The sequence below is a fragment of the Tistrella mobilis genome (assembly GCF_039634785.1).
In the GTDB taxonomy this organism is placed as follows: Bacteria; Pseudomonadota; Alphaproteobacteria; order Tistrellales; family Tistrellaceae; genus Tistrella; species Tistrella mobilis.
Genome location: NZ_JBBIAB010000002.1, coordinates 385,430 through 409,297, shown reverse-complemented (window position 1 = coordinate 409,297; position 23,868 = coordinate 385,430). Strand labels below are relative to the sequence as shown.

Genomic DNA, 23,868 nt, shown 5'->3' with positions numbered 1-23,868 from the left:
TGCCCGCCTCGCCTTCCTGAGTTCCCTGCCTTCGCTGATCCATATCGTCCCGCTGATGCCAGGAGATCCGCATCATGTCCGTCGCCACCCTCTATGACGCCTTCGTGCGTGCTGCGGCTCAGGGCAGGCTAGATGCGGCGATCCTGCCGTTGATGGGTAAGCTGGTGGCGGTTCTGGGGGTCGATGTCCTGCCGGTTACGGGCGGGCGGGCAGAGCGCCTGCCGTCGACGGCGCGGCTGACAGGCACGTCCAGCTGGGCCGATGGTACCGGCTGGACACTCATACTCACCGGCACCGTCGATGATGCGGGCCGTGACCAGCTGGACCTGTCTCTTGAAGCGAGAACCACCGACGGCTTCGTCGATCTGACGACACTGATCCCCGATCTGCCGTCATCCCGCGTGCCCGTGCCGGGGTCGAACGGCACCGTTATGCTCGGCACTTCGGTGCTGGCGGGCCTTGGACCGCAGCAGGCGACGGTCATGGCGATGGCGGTCGACGACGGGACGGCCGCAGCGCCCCGTCCCGGCCTCTCGGGCACGCTCGTCCTGACCGACACGCCGCTCGCCCCCTACGCCCAGCTTCTCGGCAGCACACGGCTTGCGCTGTCGGGCGTGTTCGACCCGCGGGCCGAGGCCGCCATCGCCGACAAGGTCGACCTTCTGGCGAGCGCGCCTGATGCCGACACCGCCTGGTCGAAGATGAACGTCGAATCGCTCGATCTGGTGCTGACGACCAACTATGTCGACATTTACAGCCTTGAAGAGCCACAGGCGCTCATCTCGGCGGTCCTGCTGCGCCTCGTCCTGCAGGTCAATACCGGTACCCGTCATGATGTGGCCGTGACCGTACCATTGCTTCAGGCGGAATCCCTCTGGGACATTGACGGCAACATCGATCCGCCGCTGACGCTGTCGGACGGTATCATCGCGCTGCTGCAGCTGTTCCCGGGCACCTCTCCCGACACCTTCTCGCTGCCGCCTGGGGTGGCGGCCCTCGATGCTTTCGGCCTCTCCCAGCTCCGGTTCGGAATCCCCAACACCGGCGGCACCTTCCCGATGCCGACGGGCATTTCCTTCACCGGCGCCACGCTGGTCTCAACCACGGCCTGGGACGTGCCGATTCCTTTCATGCGCATCGATCAGCTCGGCGCAAGCTGGCTGGTGATGTGGGACGGCGCCCGTCCCAACTGGACAGCGAGCCTGTTCGGAACCATGCGGTTCGGCTCCAAGACCGGTGACGGCAATGTGCCGCCGGGCGATGAGGTGACCGGCAGCAACGGCGAGCCGGTCTATCTGGACGTGGTCGCCAGCCTGCCGAACCTGTCGGTCAATGCCGCGACCCGTGGTGCCATCGAAATCGACCTTGCCTCCGCCATGTCGGTATTCTTTCCAGGCACCCAACCCGACGTCGACGCCTCGCTGATCGTCGACCGGATTACGATGAGTGCCACCCTGCCGACCCAGACCTATGGCGCCACCCTCACCGCCCATGGCACCTGGGAGATCCCGATCGGCAACGTCACTTTCACGCTGGACAACGTGACCTTCGAAGTGACGGTGTCACAGGCGCGGATCTGGGGCGGCCTCTCGGGCATGATCGGCGTCAACGTCAACGGAGAACAGGCCACCATCCTTTCCGCCGGGGCCTATTATCCGGGCGACGGCAGCTGGAGTTTCCAGGGCGGCCTGGCCGTCGGCGAACTCAATCTCGGCGAGTTCGTCTACGCCTTCCTCGGCGAAACTCCGCCGGACTGGCTGCCAGACCTGCTGCTCACCCGGCTCTGGGCCGCGTATTCGACCGGCACCGGCAACCCCTATTCGGTCTCCGCCGCCGTGGCCCTGCGCTGGGACCCTGAAGTCCTGGGCCTGAAACTGTCGCTGATTGCCGAGGCCGATATCCGCCGCCGCCCCAAAGCCGGCACCGGCATGGCCGCCATCAGCGACCGCATCCGCCTGGACGGCCTCTCTCGCGCCCGCCCGCAGCTGCATGCGGTGGTCCTGCGCGACGCCGCGGCGGGCGATGCGCCCGAGATGATCTACGAGGGCACGGTCAAGGGCGCCTTCGAGATCAACAATCTGATCGTCACGCTGGGTTTCTCGTTCCTCGCCCAGGAACTCACCTGGCTGTTCCGCCTGGATCTCGACCGCTTCTCGCTGGAGGCCCGCACCTCGTGGACCGGCGAAGGGGCCAAGCGCCATCAGGTGCTGACGGTGGAGATGAAGGGCGTCACGCTCGGCGCCATGGTCGAAAGCTTCGCGGCGCTGGCCAACCCCAATGCCAATTACCGGCTGTCGGCGCCCTGGACCTTCCTGAACGACATCAATCTGGGCAGTTTCACCCTGATCATCGACCCGACCGAACAGTCGGTGACGCTCAATTACGCCATCAATCTCACCCTCGGCTTCATCACCATCAAGACGGTCGGCATCCGCTACGACCGCAAGACCGGCGAGCCGCAGGTCAATATCGAGATCACCGGCAATTTCCTCGGCAAGGATTACGGCCGCGAGCCGGGCATGTCGCCGCTGGCCTGGGATGCCCTGAACGACAGCCCGCCCGCCGTGCCGGGCAAGGGCAATTCGCTGGTCGATCTGCGCTATATGGGCTTCGGCCAGCATGTGACGCTGGAAGGGCTGACCCGGCCGGATTCGCTCGCCGACGTCATCCGGCTGATGCGCGCCCAGCTCCGGCCGGTGGATGATCCGAACCGCAACCCGCTGGACCAGCCGAGCGGCAACCAGCTGCATTTCCAGGAATCCAGCCAGTGGCTGATCGGCCTGGACGTGACCCTGATGGGCACGGCCACCGTCAAGCTGGTGATGAACGATCCCATCCTCTACGGCGTGCTGATCGCGCTGCAGGGGCCCGAGGCCGGCACGCTGTCGGGCTTCAGTTTCGAACTGCTCTACAAGAAGGTCACCGACGATATCGGCGTGTTCCATGCCCGCCTTCAGGTGCCGGACATGTTCCGCCAGCTGGATTTCGGCGCGGTCGCGATCACGCTCGGCATCATCACCGTCGACGTCTTCACCAACGGCAATTTCAAGGTCGATCTGGGCTTCCCCCACAAGCGGGATTTCTCGGTCTCCTTCGGTCTGCAATACGGGCCGTTCCTGGGCAAGGGCGGCATCTATTTCGGCCTGCTCAACGGCGCCACCTCCACCCGGGTGCCGGCCATCACCAACGGCACCTTCTCCCCCGTGCTGGAACTGGGGCTGGGGCTTGCGGTCGGTGTCGGCCGCGAATTCAACAAGGGGCCGCTGAAGGCCGGGCTTTATCTGCAGGTCGAGGTGGTGTTCGAAGGCGTGCTCGCCTGGTTCCACCCCGACGATGCCGCCGCATCCAAGGCGATGTATTACTGGGCGCAGGGTACCGCCGCCCTGGTCGGCAAGGTCTATGGCAAGGTCGATTTCAAGGTCATCGGGGTCGATGTCAGCTTCGAAGCCTATGCCTCGGCGACCCTGACGCTCGCCGCCTACCGGCCGACCGTGATCGCGATGAGCGTGGGTGTGCGGGTCCATGCCTCGATCAAGATCGTGTTCGTCAAATTCTCCTTCTCCTTCTCCACCAGCCTCGACGTCTCGTTCACCATCGGCTCGGCCTCGACCACGCCCTGGATCCTGTCGGCCGATCAGTCCGGGCGGAGCCTGGATCAGCGGAATTCTGCGGCTCTGGGCGGGGCTGCCCTCGGCCGTTATGCCGCCATCGGGGTGGTGCCGCTTGCCAATGCCTCACGCGGGGCGGGCCAGCGGCTGCGCCGGCGGCCCGGCGATATGGCGCGCATGACCCGGATGCTGACCCGCGCCCGGCTGCGCAGCGACGCCGCCCATGGCCTGACCCATCCGATCGCCCGCCAGATGGCAGTGCTGGCAGAGGCCGCCACCGCCATCGCCGATCCCTGTGCCGAGGGCGTGTACCGGCTGAACTTCTCCCCCGATGCGAAGGTCTTTGCCGAGACGCAGACCCTGGATCTGCGCATGGTGCCGGGCTTCACCATCGCCGATATGGCGGTGGCCTGGCCCGGCGGCAGCACCCCGCCGGCCGCCGATCCGGCCCGGCGGATGGTGATGATGCTGGCGATCGACGGCCCGGTCGCGGTGGATGCCGAAACGCTGGAGGCCCGCCGCACGGCCGCCTTCACCGCCACCGCGCGGGCGGACGACCAGGCGGAGACGCCCTTCGCCCTGCTGGCCGAGGCGATGTTCCGCTGGGCGGTTTCGGCGCTGGGGCTGGATCCGGTCACCGCCACGCTCACCGCCGGCGATCTGGCCGAACTGGCCGCACAGATGGATTGCCCGCAGACCTTTGCCGAAGGTTTCGGCTTCGACAATCTGAGCGGCTTCCTGGGCGGCAATGTCGATTTCCACCTCTCGGGCCCGCCCTCGGGGGATGATCCCGACCCCCTGCCCGGCGTCGCTTTCCCGATCCCGCCGGTGCTGGGCTGGACCAGCCCCGACCTGCCGCCGCCGGAAAACGACCGCAATTTCGCGCTGTATCAGCCGGTCGACGACGCCTATGCCGACCGGATCGCGGCCTATTTCCGCCAGCTGTCGCCGCAGCCCGCAGGCGATGGCGGCCAGCCCTCTGCCGGCATCCAGCCCGACGAACCGCTCGCCTCGGTGGTGTTCCGCGAATACATGCTGCTGGTCGCCAAATACATGGTCCAGGCGGCCCAGGGCCTGTTCACGCGCTTCCCCGTCGAGATCGACGCCGACACCACTCTCGCCGCCCTGGCCGGCAGCTTCCCGACGGTTCAGATGCCCTATGTGGTGCATCTGGGCGATACGGTCGCCCAGCTTGCCGCCACCTACGGCTACGACACCGACGAGATCCTGGCGCTGAACCCCGGCATCACCGAAGAGCTGGCCGCGGCGGCGCCCGGCACGGTGTTGAGCGTGACGCTGGGCGTGACCCCGGCGGCGATCGCCGCCGCCAACCCCGAACGGCTGCTGACCCCGGGCAAGACCGCACAGGTCGCGGCCCTGGAAACCCAGATCCGGACCGGCGACACCCCGGACCGGCTCTGCGCCCGGCTGGGTGCCTCGGTCGATGCCTGGCTGCAGACGGCGGCCGCCCTCGACGTGCCGGCGATCACCCGCGCGGGCGCGCCGGTCAACCTGCCCCAGGGCGCCGGTGTGGCGCTTCAGGGCCTGACCATCACCCAGGCGGCGGCGCTTTATTACGTCCGGCTGAATGCCGGCACCCCCGCCGTCACCCTGCTCCCCGAAACCGGCTGGTATGCGGAAGCGATCACCAGCCTGAACGGCGACAGCATCGGCGCCGATGGCAGCCTGCCGGCGGTGGTGAAGCTGCCCTCGGCCTTCGACGTGCTGACCGATCCGGTCGATTGGACGCGGCTGGCCGGCGACACCCTGCCGCTGCTCGCCGCCGCCACCATGCTGTGGCAGAACCCCGAGGTCGATCCGGCCTTCGCCGCCTGGGCGGCCGCGGTTGCCGAACTGAACCCCGGCTATGCCGGCGGGCCGGTCATCCTGCCCGCCGCGACCACCGCCCTTCTGCCCGATGAAAGCCTGCGCGCGCTGGCGGCGCGGCTGCTGATGGTGGCCGATGCAACCACAATTCCGGCGACACCCTCTGCAAACTTCCGAACGGTTGTGGCGACCACCGATCTGCTGGCGCCGCTGGCCCCGGTGGTGGTGACCGATTGCCGGCTGACCACCATCGACAATCAGACGCTGCGCGCCTTCGCCACATCTTACGATCTGGCGATCGAAACCACCGGCATGGTGGTGGCCGATGTGCCGGGGGTCTTCGCGGTGGATGCCGCGCTGCCGCTGATCGTACCCGATCTTGCCGCCATCGGCCTCGACCGGCTGATGCCGGCGCTGACCGGCGATGCGCCGGTGCGCGATGTCGCGGGCCAGGTCTCGCGCTTCATGCTCCATGGCCAGCGCCTGCCCGCCCCCCAGGGCGACGACAGCCGGTTGAGCGGTCTCTACGACCTGATCGGCCAGCAGGTCACCGGCCCCGCCCCCGACACCACCCAGCCGCCCGAAACCGTGCGCCTGACCCTGACCGTCACCGAAACGGTGGAGGTGCCCTGGCTGACCCTGGTTGCGACCGAAACCGCGCCGCCGACCGAAGGGCTCGCCGCCTTCACCGCCCGCAACACCGATCTTGCCGCCCGCAACCCGGCGGCCGCCGCGGGCCGCATCCGCCCGGGCATGATCCTGGAGGTGGACGACACCACCCAACTGGTCATCCAGGTCACCGAGAAGATGCTGGAAGACGGCTATCCGGCCGATACGCTGACCCCGGTGTTGAGCGCGCCGCCGGCGCCGCTGCAGCTTTGGGAAGACGTGCCGGTGCGCCACGGCCTGTCGCAGATGGTGATCTGGCAGACGCCGAACCAGATCAATCTGCCGGCGCTGGGCGAGGGCGCCGAAACGGCGAGCATCGGCATGCCGTCCTTCTGGCCCTTCGGCAGCGATCTGGCCGCGATTGCCGCCGCGGCCGATGGCGGGCCCTGGCAGCTTTATCGCACCGATCCGGAAAAGGGGCCCGACAGCCCCGCTTTGCCGGTCCACCGCTCCATCTGGGCCAGCCTGATCGATATCGGCATCAGCCGCATTCCCGGCCGGCCGAACACCGCCAGCGTCACCGGCGCCGATACGGCGGGCCGCCAGCTGCTGCTGGAACTCTGGCGCTATCTGGAAACCCATCCCGACGACAATGCGGTGCTGTATTTCGGCTTCCGCCTGTCGCCGGCCGCCGGCCTGCCCGGCGGGCTGACCACCACCGGCATCGATCGCAGCGCCAGCTATATCGTGCGCACCAATCTGTCGACCGAAACCCGTTCGGGCAATCTCTCGGCCAACCGGCTGGCGCTGGCGGACGGCGACCTGCCGCCCTCCAGCCCCTATTTCGCCCCGGTCGGCGATGCCGAAATGTTCCTGAAACTGGTGTGGGAGGCGAGCGTGGTGGGCGGCGGCGGCTATTGGCTGGAGCTGACCGACGGCGACGGCAACGGCTATGGCGACGAGATCTGGAGCCAGGAAGGCACCGCCACCGTCACCGTCATCGCCCTGCTGGCCAGCCAGTCGACGGCCAATCCCGACCGGCAGCTGCATTCCTTCAACACCGCCGCCCTGGTCGCCGACCCGGTCGACCCTGCCGCCACTGCGCTGTTCGTGGCGGCCCCCGACGATCGCGACCAGATCCGCCAGGCGACCGTCGCCCAGGGCAATGTCGGCTTCACCATGGGGCTGGTGAACCCGCCAGATGCGGGCGACGACCCGGATCTGCGCGCCCGCCGGCTGTACAACCTGGCCGGCTATCAGCTGCCCGAGACCGAGGTCTTCGCCGCCAGCAATGCCGGCAGCCCGGTCGGCCCGCGGGTCGACGGCAGCGCCGCGGCGGTGGACCGGATGCGCATGACGCCCCGGATGACGGCCGATGCGGTGGATGAAAACGACCAGACCCTGTCGCAGGTGATCCCCATCCACCGCTATGCGAAGACGCCGACGGTGCCGGCCATTCCGGGCCTGCCGCCCCAGGCGGGCGACCCATACGCCGGCATCTCGGCAAGCGGGCGCACGGCACCGCCGGTCGCGACCGTGGTGCTGGGCTTCCACGACGTCTACGGCAACGCCACCGCCGAAGGAGACGCATGATGAGCGCCGCAGTTTCGTTCGACGCCGCCTCCGGCACCGTGGACATGGTGGTCGGCTATACCGACCCGATGATCGGCGTCACCTCCTGGCCGGTGACCAGCGTCGCCTGGGGGGTCACCTCGGCGGCGGAAGGACAGGTGGGTGCCCGACTGCAATTGCGCATCGCCATGCAGCCGGGCGGGCTGACCGCCGGTGGCACGGTCGCGGGCGATGCCGCGGCGGCGACCGCGGCCGATATCGGCGCACGCTTCGGCGCGATCTGGTACCAGATCATGCAGCCCGACGTGACCGCGGCACTTTCCACCTCGCTGGACCAGCCGGCCGCCGCCAGCCCCACGGCGCTGCCGGTGCCGATGGACGGGCTGCGCGCCCATGTCTCGGCCTGCTATGCCTTTTCAACCGCCGCCGCATTGATGGGCGCCAGCCTGGCCGATCCCACCGTCACCCCCACCCTCGCCGATGTGGTGACGCGCTACGGGCTCGACTGGCAGGCGCTGGGCCTGGCGGCCGGCGAACGGCCGGTGGGGCAGCTGGTCACCCTGCCCGAGGCGGGGCTTGCGGTGCCGGACTACGTGGTCTTCACCGCCGGCAGCACGGTGGCGGAACTGGTGCCCACGGGGCTCGACCCCGCCACGGTGCTGGGCGATGACGACAACATCGTGCTGCCGCTGCTGCCCGGCACCGAACTGGTGGTGCCGGCGGCGGAACATGCCCAGCCGGCGGATGGTCTCTCGGCCGGTGAACTGGCCGAGGCCTTCGGCGTAACGCTCGCCAGCCTGACCACCGCCAATATGGATCGCCCCGCCCTGCTCGCCCCGGGCTTCGTGTTCAGCGCCCAGGGCATCGAGGTCGAGGTGCCGGCGACGGGGGAGCCCGGCGCCGATGCCACCCTCGACGACATCGCCGGCACCTTCCGCGACAATGGCGTGCCCTATGATGCGGTGATGACGGTGGGTGCCAATGCCGCGGCCAGGGGCATGTTCCGCACGGGCGTGACGCTGACGGTCGACCGCAAGCTGATCCGCGACGGCTGGACGCTCGACGACAACGACACCGGCCAGACCGCCGCGACGCTGGCCGGGCTCAACATCGACACCATCGATCTCTTCCCCGCCGGCGCGCCGCTGTTCCTGAAGACGACCAGCGTCACCGGCCTCGCCGATGCGCCCCTCGGCGCCACCGCCCGCGCCTATGGCGTGGAGCCGGGCGACCTGCTGCGCCACAATGCCGGCCTTGCACCGGTCGCCCCGGCGGGAAGCGGCGGCCTGCCCGTCCCTGGTCTTTCCGCCTGGCCCCAGGATCCCGCAACCGTCCGCATCCCCTGGCGGATCCTGGGCGGTACCACCATGACGGCGATCGCCGCACGTTTCGTGCCCCTCGGCAGCGATGCAGAGGTGGCGCTGACCCAGGCCAACCGCGCCATGCCCGGCACGGTGGCGGGCGGGCGCACCATCACCGTCGACGGCCAGGCGCTGGCGACCGAAGCCGGCGACAGTTTCGATGCGGTGATCGCCCGGGCCGACCCGCCGGTGACGATCGATGCCTTCGCCGCCGCCATCGCCGACGATCCGGATGCGCTGGCGACCGGCGGGCTGCTGCTCTGCGGCCCGGCGCTGACGGGAGATGCCGCCCTCACCCCGCCCGATCTGGGCGCGCGCTACGGGCTGGACCCGACCCTGATCCTGTCGGCCAATGCCGCGACACCCGGGGTGATCGTGGCGGGGCTGACGCTCCGCCCCTCACCCGTTGCCGCCACCCCCACCATCACCACGGCGACGGACGACAGCCTGAACGCCATCATCCGCCGCTTCGCCGCGGCGGGCATCGCGGTCACCATCGGCGATGTGGTCACCGGCAATGCCGATCAGGCCTGGATCGCGGCGGCCGCGAAACTGCTGCTGCCGCCGGCCGATACCCGGCTGGAGGCCGGTTTCGGCACCGGCGGCTGGCAGTTCCCCGACGTCATTTTCCCGCTCAGAACCTGGATCACGCTGGCGCGCGACCCGCGGCTGGTGGACCCCGCCTTCCTCCGCGAGGGCGCCGATCCGGGCCCCGTGGCGCAGGTGGCAAGCCCGATCGCCGTCACCCGCAGTGCGGCGCCAGAGCAGCAGGAAGACGGCGCCGTCACCCTCGACGTCTTCGCCGCGGCGATCGAAGGCGCGATCGACGGGCTGAAGATCGCCACCGGCAAGGTGCTCTCGGCCGAACGCGACCCGGCGCCCACCGATGTCTGGGCGGTGTCTTTCGTCGATCCGGGCGGCATCACCAAAGTCGATCTGGCACCACCGCTGACGGTCGACTGGAACCCCTCCCCCCAGCCCTGGAGCTTCGGCCTCCGCCCGCTGTCCCACACGCTGGAGGCGGAAAGCGGGGTCACGATCAGCACCCTGGACCCTGCAACCGGAACTTGGGGTAAATCTCAAACCTACGACTTTCAGGGGATTGATCTGGAGGTCTGGGCGCGGTCCTGGCTGGCGGGGCTGGATCTGATCTGCACCGCACCCTATGCCGCGCCGGCCTATCGGGTGAACCCGTCGGCGCTGGAGACGATCCTGGCCGCCAAGAAACTCACCGCCTGTGCGGTGGCCGACGGGCTGTCGGCGATCCTGGCCGAGCAGGATACGGGCCCCGGCGCCATCAACGGTGCCGGTTGGAAGGCGGCGCGCGAGGTGCTGTATCAGCGCCTGCTGCGCACGCTGAGTGCCGGCTACGACACCACCGCGGTGCTGCAATTCGCAGCCGAGGTCACGGCCCCCGCCGCGGCCGCGACCGCGCGCCTCTCCGGCGCCGGCAAGCTTTCCGAGGTGCCGGTCGATGGCGGGGGCAGCGGACAACCCGGCGACGGCGACCCCAATGCCTGGAAGGTCTCTCAGCTCGGCAACGCCAAGCTGCCGCTGAAGGCGGCTCCGGCCGATGCCAAAGCACCGGTCTCGTTCACGCTCGACGTCTCGCAGCCGGCGCTGCACCGCTCGGTGCGGCTGAAGCCGGTCTATGCGGTCAACGAGATCGAATTCGGCATCACCCCGGTCGACAGCGGCTATGACGCCTCCAACTGGCTGACCTTCGTTCTGCCCTTCGAAACCGATGCCCCGCCCGCCTTCTCGGCCGATCTGGACACGCCCCAGGTGCCGGTGCCGCTGCGCGCCTATCCCGACCTGCCGGCCCTGATTTCGCAGACCGCAACCACGCCCGCCGATCCGCACAGCGTGGCAGAGGCGGTGCACTGGGCCTATGTCTTCACCTACACCCATCAGAGCGCCGATCAGGACCAGATCCGGATCGAGCTGGAATTCAACCGCCAGCCCGCCCCGTCGGCACGGGCGATGCTCGACGAGGATGAAACCCTCTTCGCCCTGCTCGCCCAGTATGCCTCCGCCGCCGACACCTTCTGGCAGATCCTGGCCGGGCTCCAGGCGCCGACCGCCGGGCCGGGAGACACGGTGCTGGCCGCCACGCTCGATACCTATGCGACGCTGGCCGGCAAAGTGGCGGCGCGCTGGTCGGCCTGGTGGGGGGTGGGCAGCTGCGACGATCTGGTGGCGGCACGGAGCCTGGTGCGTCCCGCCCATGAAGGGCTGGTCCCCGCCCACCGCACCACCAGGGGCCGGGCGGCCCTGCTCGGCCGGGCGCTCGACGGCTCCGAGGGGCCGGTGAACAGCTTCTTCCATTATCTGGCGACGCTGAACACCACCGTGATCGGCATCACCGAACCGGTGCAGGTCTATGCCACCCTCACCCTGCAACAGCTGGGCGACGAGGCGGTGCCCTTCGACTGGCCGGAAATCCTGGTGATCCGCGACGACGGCGCCACCGCCGCCCTTACCGGGCGCGAGCCCACCGGCACCATGCGGATCTATGATTTCCCGCTGGGCGAGGGGGCGACGCTGATGCCGGCCTTCTCGCGGCTCTCCTTCCGCTACACCATCGGCGGGCTGCACATCGCCGCCTTCCAGAACGCCACCGCCGGCGTTTCGGTGATCCGCAATGCCCGGCTGCTGGGCGCCGAGGGGCCCGAGACCAGCTCGGCCTTCGTCTACCGCACGCCGCAGCTGGGCTTCCCCGAACCGCTGGTGCCGCTGATCACGGTGCAGGAGCGGATCGATATCGGCGCCTGGACCACCGACCCCGCCACCAACCCGCTGACCGCGGTGTTCAACGAAATGTTCGACGGCCAGCCGGCCGGCCAGCAGATCGCGGTGTCGATCCGCTATGGCTATACGCTGGTCCAGGCGGGGGCCGATTCGATCGAAACCCTGCTGCCGGTGCTGCTGCACCCGCGCTACGACTATAGCGGCAGCACGGTGTCGGGGATCATCCAGGCCGTCGGCCAGTGGCAGCAGGCAACCCAGCCCGTCACCACCGGCGCGGTCTGGGGCTTCTCGATCAGCCTCTATTCCACCACCGACCCGGACCTGGACCGGCCGCTGCTGGAACTGCAGAAGCTGGTTTCGGCGATCGGGTAAAGACGGGCAGGCGGGAGGCCGGCCTTCAGCGGCCGGCCTCCCACTCCCTGCGCAACAGAGCGTATTGAAACGTGTTCTCGTAGATCGGCGCGCCCGTCGCATCGGTTCTGAACGAGACGAAGTCCAGGAACAGCCCCTCGCGGCGCATGCCCAGCCGTTCGCACAGGCGCTGCGAGGCCAGGTTGTGGTCTTCCACATAGGCATAAAGGCGACGCGCCCCGGCGGTGGAGAACAGCCATCCGAACAGCGCCCGGGCCGCTTCCAGGGCATAGCCCCTGCCGCCCCAGGCCGGATTGAAGTTCCAGCCCACCGACCAGGTATCGTCTTCCTGCATGGCGAACACATCGCCGATCAGGCTGTCGGTCTGCTTCAGACAGACCGCCAGATACTCGTCACTACCGCCGCGTTTCTCCGCCTCGGCCTCCGCGGCCGCCAGGCTCTCCAGCCGCAGCGACAGGAAACAGCCGGCCACGGGCGCCTCCAGATAGGCGAACAGGCCGGCGGCATCGCTCTTGCGGAAGTTTCTCAGGACAAGGCGATCGGTTTCGACAGGCTCCATGCATCCTCTCCGGCGGATCGGGGCCCGCCATGCGGGCCGGCCGGTTCTGCATAGCCCGGATGGCCGGTCACCGCCAGACGGCAGCACCCCGCACGGGCGGACGATGGGCCAGGCAGGTGGCCACGACCAGCATCTGAAACAGCTGGACCGGCAGGCTGCCGCCGGTCTGCCAGGAGAAGCCGCCGGGCAGGGCAGCGCAGATCAGGATGGCGATCGGGAAGCTGCCATGCAGCCGCACCAGCGGCAGCCGGCCCGCCACCACCTGGCGGTGGCTGCACAGGGCCGGCGACATGCTGCGGCTGCCGAACAGGGCCCCGTTGAGGGCGGTGGAAAAGCCGCCCGCGACGCCGATCCAGAGCGCCACCGCCGCCAGCTTCCACCACAGCCCGTCCACCACCGCCACTCCGCCGGCGGCCGAGGCCAGCTCCAGCGCCGCGGCGGCCAGGCAGATTGCGGCCAGCCAGACCGTCAGGCGCCGGGTGATATCCCGGTCCAGACGGGCCGGCAGGGCGGCATCGGACGGAAGATCGGCAGAAGCGTGGTGCTGGGCCATCGGCGCGCGTCCCCGGCTGGTCGGAAGTCTTGCCCGAGGAGGATAATCCCGGTGGGTCCATGTCACCACAGGTTTTCAGGGCGGGGCGGCCGGCAAAAGGGTCGTGGCCCGCACGCACACCGCCGCCGCAACCCTTGAATGTGGGGCGGCGGCGGCGCGTCGTCTTTTAGATGCAGGTCGGGGTCGTGCCCTACCAGGCACGTGCCCCGCCGCTCTGGGCCTGGGAAACCGTGCCTGCGATGTCGCCGGCGCGGAGATAGTCTTCCAGCCGGTCCAGCCGGGCGGTCCAGTCGCGTTCTGCGGCCTGCATCAGATGCAGGCGGGCCTTGTCCTCGAAGCCCGACCAGCCGACATGGTCCAGCTGAAGGCGGGTGTCGCCGTCGGGGGTGGGCGTCAGGCGGATATTGACCCGCGTCTCGGCAGGCCAGGCGGCATCTGCCCAGGCCAGCTCGAGTGCGGAAGGCGGCGACCAGCGGAGCACGCGGCCGCGCACCTGGCGCGACTGCTCCCGCCCGTCGCCCCGGACGAACAACCTGCCCCCGGCGCGAGGTGTGAGGGAGACATGCCTCCCCCACCACGCCTGAACATGCTGCGCGCCGGTCAGGGCCTCCCACACCGTCTGCCGGTCCGCGGCGAGATCGACCTTCAGGCGAATGATCCTGTCGGTAACGTTCATGATGCGTCTCCGGTAACGGGGTGGGACAGGTCGGCGGTGCGGCGGCTCACTTCCTGAGCGTGTCGCGGACCTCGTCCTTGGCCTTGCCGTATTCCTTCTGCACCTTGCCGGCCGTCTTTTCGGTGCGGCCCTCGGCCTCGGTGGTGGGGTCGTCGGTCGCACGACCGGCGACTTCCTTGATCTTGCCGGTGACCTGGCGGGCGGTGCCTTCAACGCGATCCTTGTCCATCTTCGGTCTCCATTGCTGTCGATGCGGCGGAGGCTCGTATCCGCCGTCCTGGTTCAGACATCGGCATGGAGAGGGACAGGCACAAGCCGGTGACGGCAGAAGCCACGAAGCGCCCATCATGAGGTCACAGCCCGGCGCAAATAACGGCGTCAGGTCCGGTTTCGGCCACGGATCGTTGGCGCCCGCACCTGTTCAGGCCCCGCCGGTTTTGCCCTGCGCCGGTTTCTACGGGCGACCGGTCACCGCCCGGCAAGGACTTTCAGCGCCGCAGCCGCCGCCGCGGTGCGGTTCTCGACCCCCAGCTTGGCGAAGATGCGCTCGACATGCTTGTCGACCGTGCGCGGCCCAAGCTCCAGGATCTCGGCGATCATCCGGTTGGCCTTGCCGTTGGCGACCCAGAGCAGCACCTCGGCCTCGCGCGCCGTCAGGCCAAAGGCCTCGCGCAGGAGATCCTCGTCGCGGACCTCGCGGCCTTCGGTCAGGCGCAGCAGGATCTCGTCGGGCCCCAGCCGGCCGATCAGCGCCAGGCAGAGCGGCAGCCCCGCCTCTACCGCCAGCGTCAGCGGCCCCGCCTCGGCGGCGCCCGGCACAGCCAGCCAGGCCGTCGCCTCGGCCCCCAGCCGGAAGCCTGCCGGCAGGCCCCCACCAGGCTGGCTCCCACCGGGCTGGCCCCCACCTGGCAGCCCCGCCCCGCCCCCGCCGCAGCGCGAGGGGAAGGCCGCCGCCAGCCGGGCCTCGGCCTGGGGCGTGGACCAGAGCAGGCGTGCCGCACCGTCCACCGCCAGCAGATGGCGGCCGGTGGCATCCAGCGCCGCGCGGGCACTCTGCGCCAGCCGGGCATTGGCCAGATGGGTGCGGATGCGGGCGATCAGCTCGTCGGGCACGATGGGTTTGGGCACGTAATCCACCCCACCGGCCGCGAAGCCGCGCACCACATGCTCGGTTTCCGCCAGCCCGGTCATGAAGATCACCGGCACATGGGCGATATGGGGCCGGGTCTTCAGCCGCCGGCAGGTTTCGAACCCGTCCATGCCGGGCATCACCGCATCCATCAGCACGATATCGGGCGTCACCCGCTCCACCAGGTCCAGCGCGCGGGCGCCCTCTGCCGCGACCAGCACGGTCAACCCCGCCGCCTCGATCGCATCGGTCAGCAGGGCCAGCGTCTCCGCCCGGTCGTCCACCACCAGCACGATATCGCGCGGCCTGGTCATCATCATCCCCCGCTCTCCCGTTGGCTTTCCGCACGGCCGGTTTCCGCATCCCAGCCGTCGAGCACCGCATCGAACCCCGCCAGTTCGAACCGCTGCAGCATGGCGACCAGCCGCCCGGCGGTCGCTGCATGTTCAGGCATGTCCGCCGCCGCACTCTCCAGCCGCTGGATCAGCCCGCGGACATATCCGATGGCAGCCAGCCGCCGCAGATCCTGAACCAGCTCTGCCGGCAGCGGCGCCAGAACCGCGCCCGCACCCTGCCGGGGCAGAGATGGTGTCGTGTCCGCCGCCGCCTCGGGCTCGGCCCCGGGGTCGGCATGCAGCCAGCGCAGCGCCAGCAGCCGGCCCACCGTCTCCACCAGCCGGTCGAGATCCACCGGTTTCGGCACGAAGGCGTCATGGGGCGGCGGAGGACCGCCGTTCGCGGCATGATCGATCAGGTCGCGGTCGATCTGGGCATCGGCCGAGACCATGACGATGGCGGTATGGTCCAGCCCTGCCCGGCGCATCTCCCTGGCCGCCGTCCAGCCATCCATATCGGGCATGGAGATGTCGAGCAGCACGAGATCGGGGCGGAAGCGTTCGGCCAGCGCCAGGGCGGTTTCGCCATCGGCCGCGAACAGCAGGGTGAAATCCAGCGGCGCCAGCACATCGGCGATCAGCGACCGGTGCGAGGGGTCGTCATCGACGACCAGCACCATCCGCCGCCGGCCGGCATAGCCGGTCACGTCGCGCGCAGGCCGGGGCGGGGCCGCCGGCTCGCCCGTATCGTGCACGCCCGCATCCGACAGGAACAGGCGGATGCGGAAGCGGCTGCCCTGGCCGGGGGTGCTGGTGACGGAAATCTCGCCGCCCAGAATCTCGGTCAGCAGTTTGGCGATGGTCAGGCCCAGCCCGGTGCCGGGCAATTCCCGCGCCCGGGCCGATCCGCCGCGCTCGAAAGGTTCGAAGATCTTCGCAAGATCGGCCGGCGCGATGCCGATGCCGGTGTCGATCACCTCGAACTCCGCCACCTGGCTGCGGCGGCGGACGCGGAAGGTCACCTGGCCCCGATCGGTGAATTTCACCGCATTGGACAGAAGATTGATCAGGATCTGGCGCAGCCGCTTCTCGTCGGTCCAGACCTCGACCGGCGCACCGCTGGCCTGGACGGTGGCGATGTCGGGGGCCGCATCGTAGACGAAGCCGATACCCTTCTCGGCGGCGGCGAGCGAGAACATGCCGACCAGCTGGTCCAGGAAATCGCCCAGCCGGATGCGTTCCCGCGCCAGCGTCACATGCCCCGCCTCGATCCGCGAGATGTCGAGCAGCCCGTCGATCAGCCCGGCCAGGTGTTCGGCGCTGCGCCGCACCACCCGCACGGCATCCCGCCGGGCCGGCGGCATGCCGGCATCGCGTTCCAGGATCTGGGCATAGCCGAAGATGGCGTTCAAAGGCGCGCGCAATTCATGGCTGATGCCCACCACATAGCGGGTCTTGGCAAGGTTCGCGGCCTCTGCCGCCTCCTTGGCACGCTGCAGCTCGGCATCGGTCGCCTTGTGGGCCTCGATCTCTTCCAGCAGCAGCCGGGTCTGGCGGTTGCTTTCGGCCTGGGCGACCCGGCGGCTTTCGCGCGCCAGCACGAACAGCCAGGCGGCGACGGCGGCGATGATCGCCATGGCCGCAAAGGCCTTCCACAGCGTGGCCCCGGCACCAGGCCCCGGCGGCCCGCCGTCCAGATGCGCCTGCACCCCCACCAGCGCCAGTGCTGCGCCGATCACCCCCAGCGACACCGTCAGGATGGTGAGATAAAGCCCCAGCGGATGCAGGGTGCGGCTGCGCGCCGCCGCCGGCATCACCCGGCGCAGCAGCTGGGCGAACTGGTCGGTCAGCCGGGCATCGGTTTTGCAGACGTCGTGGCAGCGGGCATCGAGCGAACAGCACAGCGAACAGATCCGCCCGCCATAGGCCGGGCAATGCGCCATGTCCTCGGGCTCGAAACTGTATTCGCAGATCACGCAGGGCTCGGGCGCCGCCCCCTCTTCGCCCGGCTCATCACTCACCGGCGCCGGCTGGCGGGCCAGATAGAAGCGGTGGCCGCCGGCCGCCGCGATGGCCGGGGCGGCGATCATCGGCACGCCCAGGGCGATGAAGGCCGCAAAGGGCTGGATGGCCGCGCCGAAGACGCCGAAATGGCAGAGCATGGCGCCCGCCGCCGCCAGCCCCATGGCGCCCAGCCCCACGGGGTTGACGTCGTAGAGATGGGCGCGGCGGAACTCGATCCGCTCAGGCGCCAGACCCAGCGGCCGGTTGATCACCAGATCGGCGGTGATCGCCCCCACCCAGGCGATGGCGACGATCGAATACAGGCCCAAGATGTGCTCCAGCCCTTCATAGATGCCGAAGGACATCAGCAGCACGGCGATGGCGACGTTGAAGATCAGCCAGACCACCCGGCCCGGATGGCTGTGGGTCAGGCGCGAGAAAAAATTCGACCAGGCGATGGAGCCGGCATAGGCGTTGGTGACGTTGATCTTCACCTGGGCCAGCAGCACGAACACCCCGGTCAGCCCCAGCGCCAGCGCCGCCTGATCGGTGCCGACCATCCGGCCGAAGGCGACCAGATACATCCGGGTCGGCTCGTCGGCATGGGCGACCGGAACCCCCGCCTCCAGCGCCAGCACCGCCAGCAGCGACCCGCCCAGCAGCTTCAGCGCGCCGGGGATGATCCAGCCCGGCCCGGCCGCGGTCATCGCCGCCCACCAGCGCAGATCGCGCCGGCCGCGGCGGCGGGGCAGGAAGCGCAGGAAATCCACCTGCTCGCCGATCTGGCCGACCAGGGCGAACAGCACGCCCGATGCGGCGCCGAAGGCCATCAGATCGAAGCCGCCCCCCGCGACGCCACCGCCCGCCATGTCACCGCCCGCAGTGCCGGCCCCGGCGCCCCCGAACCCCTGCCAGCGGCTGAAGATGTCGGGGTCGGCCAGCGCCAGCGCGATGAAGGGCAGCAGCTGCAACACGATCCAGACCGGCTGGGTCAGGTTCTGCACCCGGTTGATCAGGGTGATGCCGTGGGTGACGATCGGGATGATCGCCAGCGACGAGGCGATGGTGCCGATCCAGAACGGCACCCCGAACAGATCCTTCAGCGCCATGGCCAGGATCGCGGCCTCGATCGCGAAGAAGATGAAGGTGAAGCTGGCATAGATCAGCGAGGTGATCGTCGATCCGATATAGCCGAAGCCGGCGCCGCGGGTCAGCAGATCGATATCCACCCCCCATTTGGCGGCCGAGGCGGCGATGGGCAGGCCGGTCAGGAAAATCAGCACCGAAACGGTCAGGATCGCGGCCACCGCATTGTCGAAGCCATAGGCCAGCGTGATCGCGCCGCCGATCGCCTCCAGCGCCAGGAACGAGATGGAGCCGAGCGCGGTATTGGCCACCCGCCAGGGCGACCAGCGCCGCGCGCTCTTGGCGGTGAAGCGCAGCGCATAGTCTTCCAGCGTCTGGTTCGCGACCCACTGATTGTACTGCCGGCGGACCCGGACGATGCGCTGCGGCGCGGCCGTGCCCGCCCGGCGGCCGGACGCGGCGGCACCGCCGCCCCCGCCACTGCCGGCCGGCCCGCCGCCACCCGCCTGCCCTCGGCTCATCCTCCCGGCATCCGCCATACGCCCGCCTGCCGCCTCCCCCGCGGTTCAACGCCCGTGAACCCTCAGCCTAGCGGCGCCGGAGGCCGGCTCCCATACGTTATTTTGCGTATGCGGCACCGCAATGCTGCTCCGCAGCACGGGTTCCGTCCGCACGCCATCGGGAACCATGTGCCCACCCCGGTGGTTGCCAGACCAAGCGGACGCCCGCCCGGGCGCCCGAAGCGACATGACGCGGAGGCCCGCATGAACGAGCCCACCCCCGCCCAGGAACGCGCCCGCCAGCAGGGCCAGGGCATCACCCCCGGCCCCCATCCGGGCGCCGACGCCCCCGGCACCCCCGGCCCCGACGCCCCGGTCAACCCGGCAGGCCACCCCCCGGTCGAAGACCGCACCGCCGCCCGCCAGGCCCGCACCACCGGCCGCATGCGCCATGTGCTGTGGATCAGCCTGTCGCTGGCGGTGCTGGCGATGATCATCGTCTATCTGCTGATGTTCTGACCGGCACGGCCGGCGCTGGCCACGCCCCCGCCGCCATGTCAGACTTTCCGCACATGAAAACGGGGCGGGAGGAACGGCATGGCGCAGGAGGACGGGGTGCCGCTGGAACGGCGCTTCTCCCTGAGTCCGAGATCGGCACAGGAGTCCGACAGCCAGGAGATTGCGCGGGCCAGCGGGCTGGCGAAACCCGTCGGCTGGCCCGAGATCGAGCAGAACCACCGCTGCGTCATCCTGGCCGAGGCCGGGGCGGGCAAGACCTTCGAGATGACGGCGCGGGCGAAGCAGGCCGCGGCGGATGGCCGCCTGGCCTTCTTCATCCGGATCGAAGACATCGAGGAGGGTTTCGACACCGCCTTCGAAATCGGCAGCGCCGACGACTTCGACCTTTGGCTGAACGGAACCGGAGAGGCCTGGTTCTACCTCGATTCCATCGACGAGGCCCGGCTGTCGGACCCGCGCCAATTCGAAAAGGCGATCAAGCGGTTCGGCCGCCGGATCCGGCCGGCGCAGCAGCGCGCCCGGGTCATTCTGTCCAGCCGCCCCTATGCCTGGCGGGCGAAATCCGACCGGGCGCTGGTCGAGGACGCCCTGCCCTTCACGGCACCGACGAGCGAAGAGACCGCGGCATCGGCCGCGCAGGACAGCGGGCTGCGGGTCTATCTGCTCGACCCGCTCGACGACAACGACATCCGCCGCTTCGCCCACCATCGCGACACGCCCGAGATCGACCGGCTGCTCACCGAATTGCAGCGGGCCGGCCTCACCTCGCTGGCCGAACGCCCCTTCGATCTGGAGCTGGTGCTGCGGAAATGGCGGGACGACCGGGCGCTCGACGGGCGGCTCAGCCTGTTGCAACACAATATCGGCGAGCGCCTGAAGGAGATCCATCCCGACAACCAGCGCCGCCGGTCGCTCAATTTCGAGAAGGCACAACGGGGTGCACGCGCCCTGGCGGCGGCCGTCGTGCTGACCGGCGAGGCCGGCATCCAGCGGCCAGATGCCAGCCCCGACAGAACCGGGCTCGACGCCGAAACGGTCCTGGCCGATTGGGAACAGGCGGAGATTGACACACTTCTGGAACGCGGCCTGTTCAACGACCCGCTCTACGGCATGGTCCGTTTCCGGCATCGCGAAATCCGCGAACTGCTCGCCGCCGAATGGTTCCGCGACCTGCTCGGGATCGACGGCGCCCGGCACAGGATCGAGACCCTGTTCTTCCGCGAACAATACGGCCACCAGGTCATCACCCCCCGCCTGCGGCCGGTGCTGACCTGGCTGATCCTGTTCGACGCCGAGATGCGGCGCAAGGCGATGAACATCGCGCCCGAAGTCGCGATCGAAGGCGGCGATCCGGCCTGTCTGCCGCCGGCGGAGCGGCGGGCGCTGCTGCGCGGGATCGTGGGGCGGATTGCGCGGGGAGAGGATGACGGATCGGCCGGATACAACGGCGCCATTGCCCGGGTCGCCAGCGCGGATCTGACGGAGGATGTGCGGCAGCTTATCGCCGACCACCAGGCCAATGACGAAGCGATCTCATTTCTTGGCCGGGTGGTCTGGCAGGGCGGCATGACAGCCTGTGTGCCGGCGCTCTCGGACATCGCGACAGATCCCGCCTGCGACATCTGGGCCCGGATCGGCGCAGCCCGGGGGGTGATGGCCTGCGGAAATCGGGCGCAGAAGGACGGGCTGTGGACGGCACTGAATGCGTCATCGGCTCTGCTGCCGCGCAGATTGCTTGCAGAGATCCTGACAGATGCCGATGCCGACACAGATTCGGTCGTCCTGCTCCTTGCCTCGATCGACAGGTTGGAGACTCACAATGAAGACCTAATTACCGACCTGGACAGTGCACTGCATGAATTTGTAGAGCGACTACCAGTCAACTCTGAAAAATATAATCTGAATTCACTATATATATTTGCCAGTGGGCTGAATATTTATTTCAATAGAGCACCATATATTGAAAGACGAGAGTGTCGGACTTCAGAAGCCTTCGCATGGCTTCTCTCTCCCGCCTTCCATGCCGTTGAGCGCTTGGTGTCTGTCAGATCCCAGGCCGCGCTTTCACCCGATGTACTCGACATCCTGCTCAAGCTCCCGATAGCATACGATCGGCTAAATTATTCCAGGAGCGAATACGATCCACAGTTACATAAACTTGTACCAAGTTGGCACTCGTTAAACGATGCGCTTTATTGGAAACATGTAGATGCGGTACGCCAAAAAATTCATCATGAAAAGTCAGAACGATTGTCAGATCATTATATTCTCGAATTTAGGCAACGCTACTGGGATTTCGATATTGGGCGTTTTCAAGATGTAGTCAAATTTATCGCACGACGTCAGTTTATCGACGACCAGATGATGGCAATGTCGCTTGCCTACTTACTAATTCTTCGAGCTGGCAAGCCGAAAGACTGGTTGCGTGATCTTCAGCACGCAGTCGATGGAATGCCCGAATTGATGGAGGGCCTAGACCGGTTCTTAAATTCGCAGGAAGAAAAATCAAAACAGCTTGCTGAGTTGGAAAATGAAGAAGATCTAAAAAGGCGAGAAAATAATAGAATTCACACGAACAATCTAGAACTCATAAAGAAAAACCCCGATGCCATCCGTCACTCGCCGGACCTGGCCGCTGGCGCATGTAGCGACGCACAGTATTTTCTCCTCCGTACACTCGAAAATGCTCACACCCGAAAATCAGAGCTGGGTGCCGCAAACTGGAGAGCACTTATTCCAGAGTACGGAGAGCAGGTCGCAGAAGCCTATCGGGATGCGGCGACGGCGCTTTGGCGACAGGTGACCCCCGCCCTCCCCTCTGAGGGAAACCGTAGCAGGAGCACAATTCGTGCTATCAGATTCGCATTTATCGGCCTCAAAATCGAAGCACATGAAGTAGAGGCCTTCCCCGCCTACTTGACAGAAAGCGAAGTCCGCCATGCACTCAGGTACATGACCTGGGAACTCAATGGCTTACCCACTTGGTGCGAGCTTCTATACAGAAACTACCCAACATTGTTTATTGATGCCATTGTGCCCGAGCTATATTTTGAATTAAAAAACACAAAACCAGATAAGCTCTTACACCATATTTTACACGATCTCGTTTATTACGCTCCGTGGCTTCACGAGCCTCTGGCACCAGCCATATTTACGTGGCTAGAGCAATACGACGTAGAGAACGGGAAGGTTCTTGAACAGTGCCTCCGTATCATGATGAGTGGCGACAGAGACAATGAGAAATTCTCCGCCCTCGCTCGATCAAAAATCGCGCGGGGTTCACGCGGATATCATCTCGCCATCTGGTATGCGCTTTGGATCGACGCCGATGCAACTTGCGGTATCCCGGCCGCCAAAGCATGGTTGTCGAGCATGTCTGTCGAAAATGCCTGCTTCGAGGCCCAATGCCTTATAACAAGCCTCATACGCACTTTGCGGTCACCTGTACGCAGATTGGATCAGAGCGATTTCCGAGCTCCTCATCATCTTAAGGCGCTCTACATCCTCATGCATCAGCACATCAGAGCAGAAGACGATATCGAACGTGCCGACAAAGGTATCTATACGCCCGAATTAAGGGATCGCGCACAGGACGCCCGCAACGCGCTATTTGAACAGCTGCTGAAGATCCCCGGCAAAGCCACCTACACCGCCCTTGTCGAACTTTCACACGAACATCCCAATCTGGAATACCGCCCTCACATGGCCGCCCGGGCCCGTGAGCGTGCCGTTCAGGACGCCGACCTCACCCCCTGGTCCGCCAAACAGGTCAGCGAGTTCGGCCGGACCTGCACGCTGACGCCCACCACGCATCGCCAGCTTTACGACGTCACCCTCAATGTTCTCATGGATCTGAAGGCCTGGCTCGAAGGCGGCAATGACAGCCCCTATCAGACCTGGAAGCGCGTCGAGAACGAGACCGAGATGCGCAATCTGATTGCAGGCGCGCTGAACGGCCGCGCGCAGGGGCGGTTCACCTGCGCCCAGGAGAACGAACTGGCGAACGGCCAGCGGACGGATATCTGGATGCAGGCTCCGCAGGTTTCGTCGGCCGTGCCGATCGAATTGAAGATCCTCGACAACGACTGGTCCGGCCCGGATCTGTGCGAGCGGCTGCGCAATCAGCTGGTCGGGGACTATCTGCGCGAACATACCGCCGGATGCGGTGTGTTTCTGCTGGTCTGGCGGGGGGCCGCCACCCGGCGCAACTGGCAGATCGGGGGGCGGCGGGTCGCCCTGCCGGATCTGGCCGACGCCCTCCGCGACTATTGGCAGACGATCGCCGACGAACATCCCGGGGTTGACGCGATCGAGGTGATGGTGATCGACCTGACCGTCCGGGGCGCGACATCGGCGACCTGACCGGACCTGTCGCCGCACCCCCCGATCCCCGCCCCACCCCGCCCG

General features: G+C 67.7%; 10 protein-coding genes. 4 read left to right on the top strand and 6 right to left on the bottom strand.

Features of this window, described 5'->3' with window-relative positions; genetic code table 11:
* Positions 1-74 precede the first annotated feature (74 nt).
* The gene (locus tag WI697_RS04600) at positions 75-7,637 is read left to right on the top strand and encodes a LysM domain-containing protein (RefSeq protein ID WP_345957575.1); all 7,563 of its coding nucleotides are present in this window, start codon (positions 75-77) and stop codon (positions 7,635-7,637) included.
* A complete protein-coding gene (locus tag WI697_RS04595; RefSeq protein WP_345957574.1) occupies positions 7,637-12,100 on the top strand; it encodes a hypothetical protein in 4,464 nt (1,487 codons plus the stop codon). The genes WI697_RS04600 and WI697_RS04595 overlap by 1 nt, the downstream gene beginning before the upstream one ends.
* Before the next feature lie 25 nt (positions 12,101-12,125).
* Here WI697_RS04595 and WI697_RS04590 read toward each other — a convergent pair whose 3' ends face one another.
* The 6 genes from WI697_RS04590 to WI697_RS04565 all read right to left on the bottom strand — a co-directional run bounded on the left by WI697_RS04590 (position 12,126) and on the right by WI697_RS04565 (position 18,963).
* Positions 12,126-12,659, bottom strand: a complete 534-nt coding sequence (locus tag WI697_RS04590; RefSeq protein WP_345957573.1) for a GNAT family N-acetyltransferase — start codon at positions 12,657-12,659, stop codon at positions 12,126-12,128.
* A 67-nt stretch (positions 12,660-12,726) separates the two neighbouring features.
* Positions 12,727-13,212, bottom strand: a complete 486-nt coding sequence (locus WI697_RS04585; protein ID WP_345957572.1) for a hypothetical protein — start codon at positions 13,210-13,212, stop codon at positions 12,727-12,729.
* Between the two features lie 190 nt (positions 13,213-13,402).
* On the bottom strand, positions 13,403-13,888 hold the full coding sequence (locus WI697_RS04580; protein ID WP_345957571.1) for an SRPBCC family protein: 486 nt from the start codon (positions 13,886-13,888) through the stop codon (positions 13,403-13,405).
* Positions 13,889-13,934: 46 nt separating this feature from the next.
* Positions 13,935-14,117 carry a CsbD family protein gene (locus WI697_RS04575; protein ID WP_062764016.1) on the bottom strand — a complete coding sequence of 61 codons (183 nt, stop codon included), beginning with the start codon at positions 14,115-14,117 and terminating at the stop codon, positions 13,935-13,937.
* A gap of 239 nt (positions 14,118-14,356) precedes the next feature.
* On the bottom strand, positions 14,357-15,337 hold the full coding sequence (locus WI697_RS04570; protein ID WP_345957570.1) for a DNA-binding response regulator: 981 nt from the start codon (positions 15,335-15,337) through the stop codon (positions 14,357-14,359).
* Complete coding sequence (locus WI697_RS04565) at positions 15,334-18,963, bottom strand: hybrid sensor histidine kinase/response regulator (RefSeq protein WP_345957569.1); 3,630 nt, start codon at positions 18,961-18,963, stop codon at positions 15,334-15,336. The genes WI697_RS04570 and WI697_RS04565 overlap by 4 nt, the downstream gene beginning before the upstream one ends.
* Positions 18,964-19,206: 243 nt before the next feature.
* Here WI697_RS04565 and WI697_RS04560 point away from each other — a divergent pair, with 243 nt between their 5' ends.
* Complete coding sequence (locus WI697_RS04560) at positions 19,207-19,461, top strand: hypothetical protein (RefSeq protein ID WP_014747549.1); 255 nt, start codon at positions 19,207-19,209, stop codon at positions 19,459-19,461.
* A gap of 78 nt (positions 19,462-19,539) precedes the next feature.
* Positions 19,540-23,823: an NACHT domain-containing protein gene (locus WI697_RS04555; RefSeq protein WP_345957568.1), complete on the top strand. Its 4,284-nt coding sequence runs from the start codon at positions 19,540-19,542 to the stop codon at positions 23,821-23,823.
* Positions 23,824-23,868 lie beyond the last annotated feature (45 nt).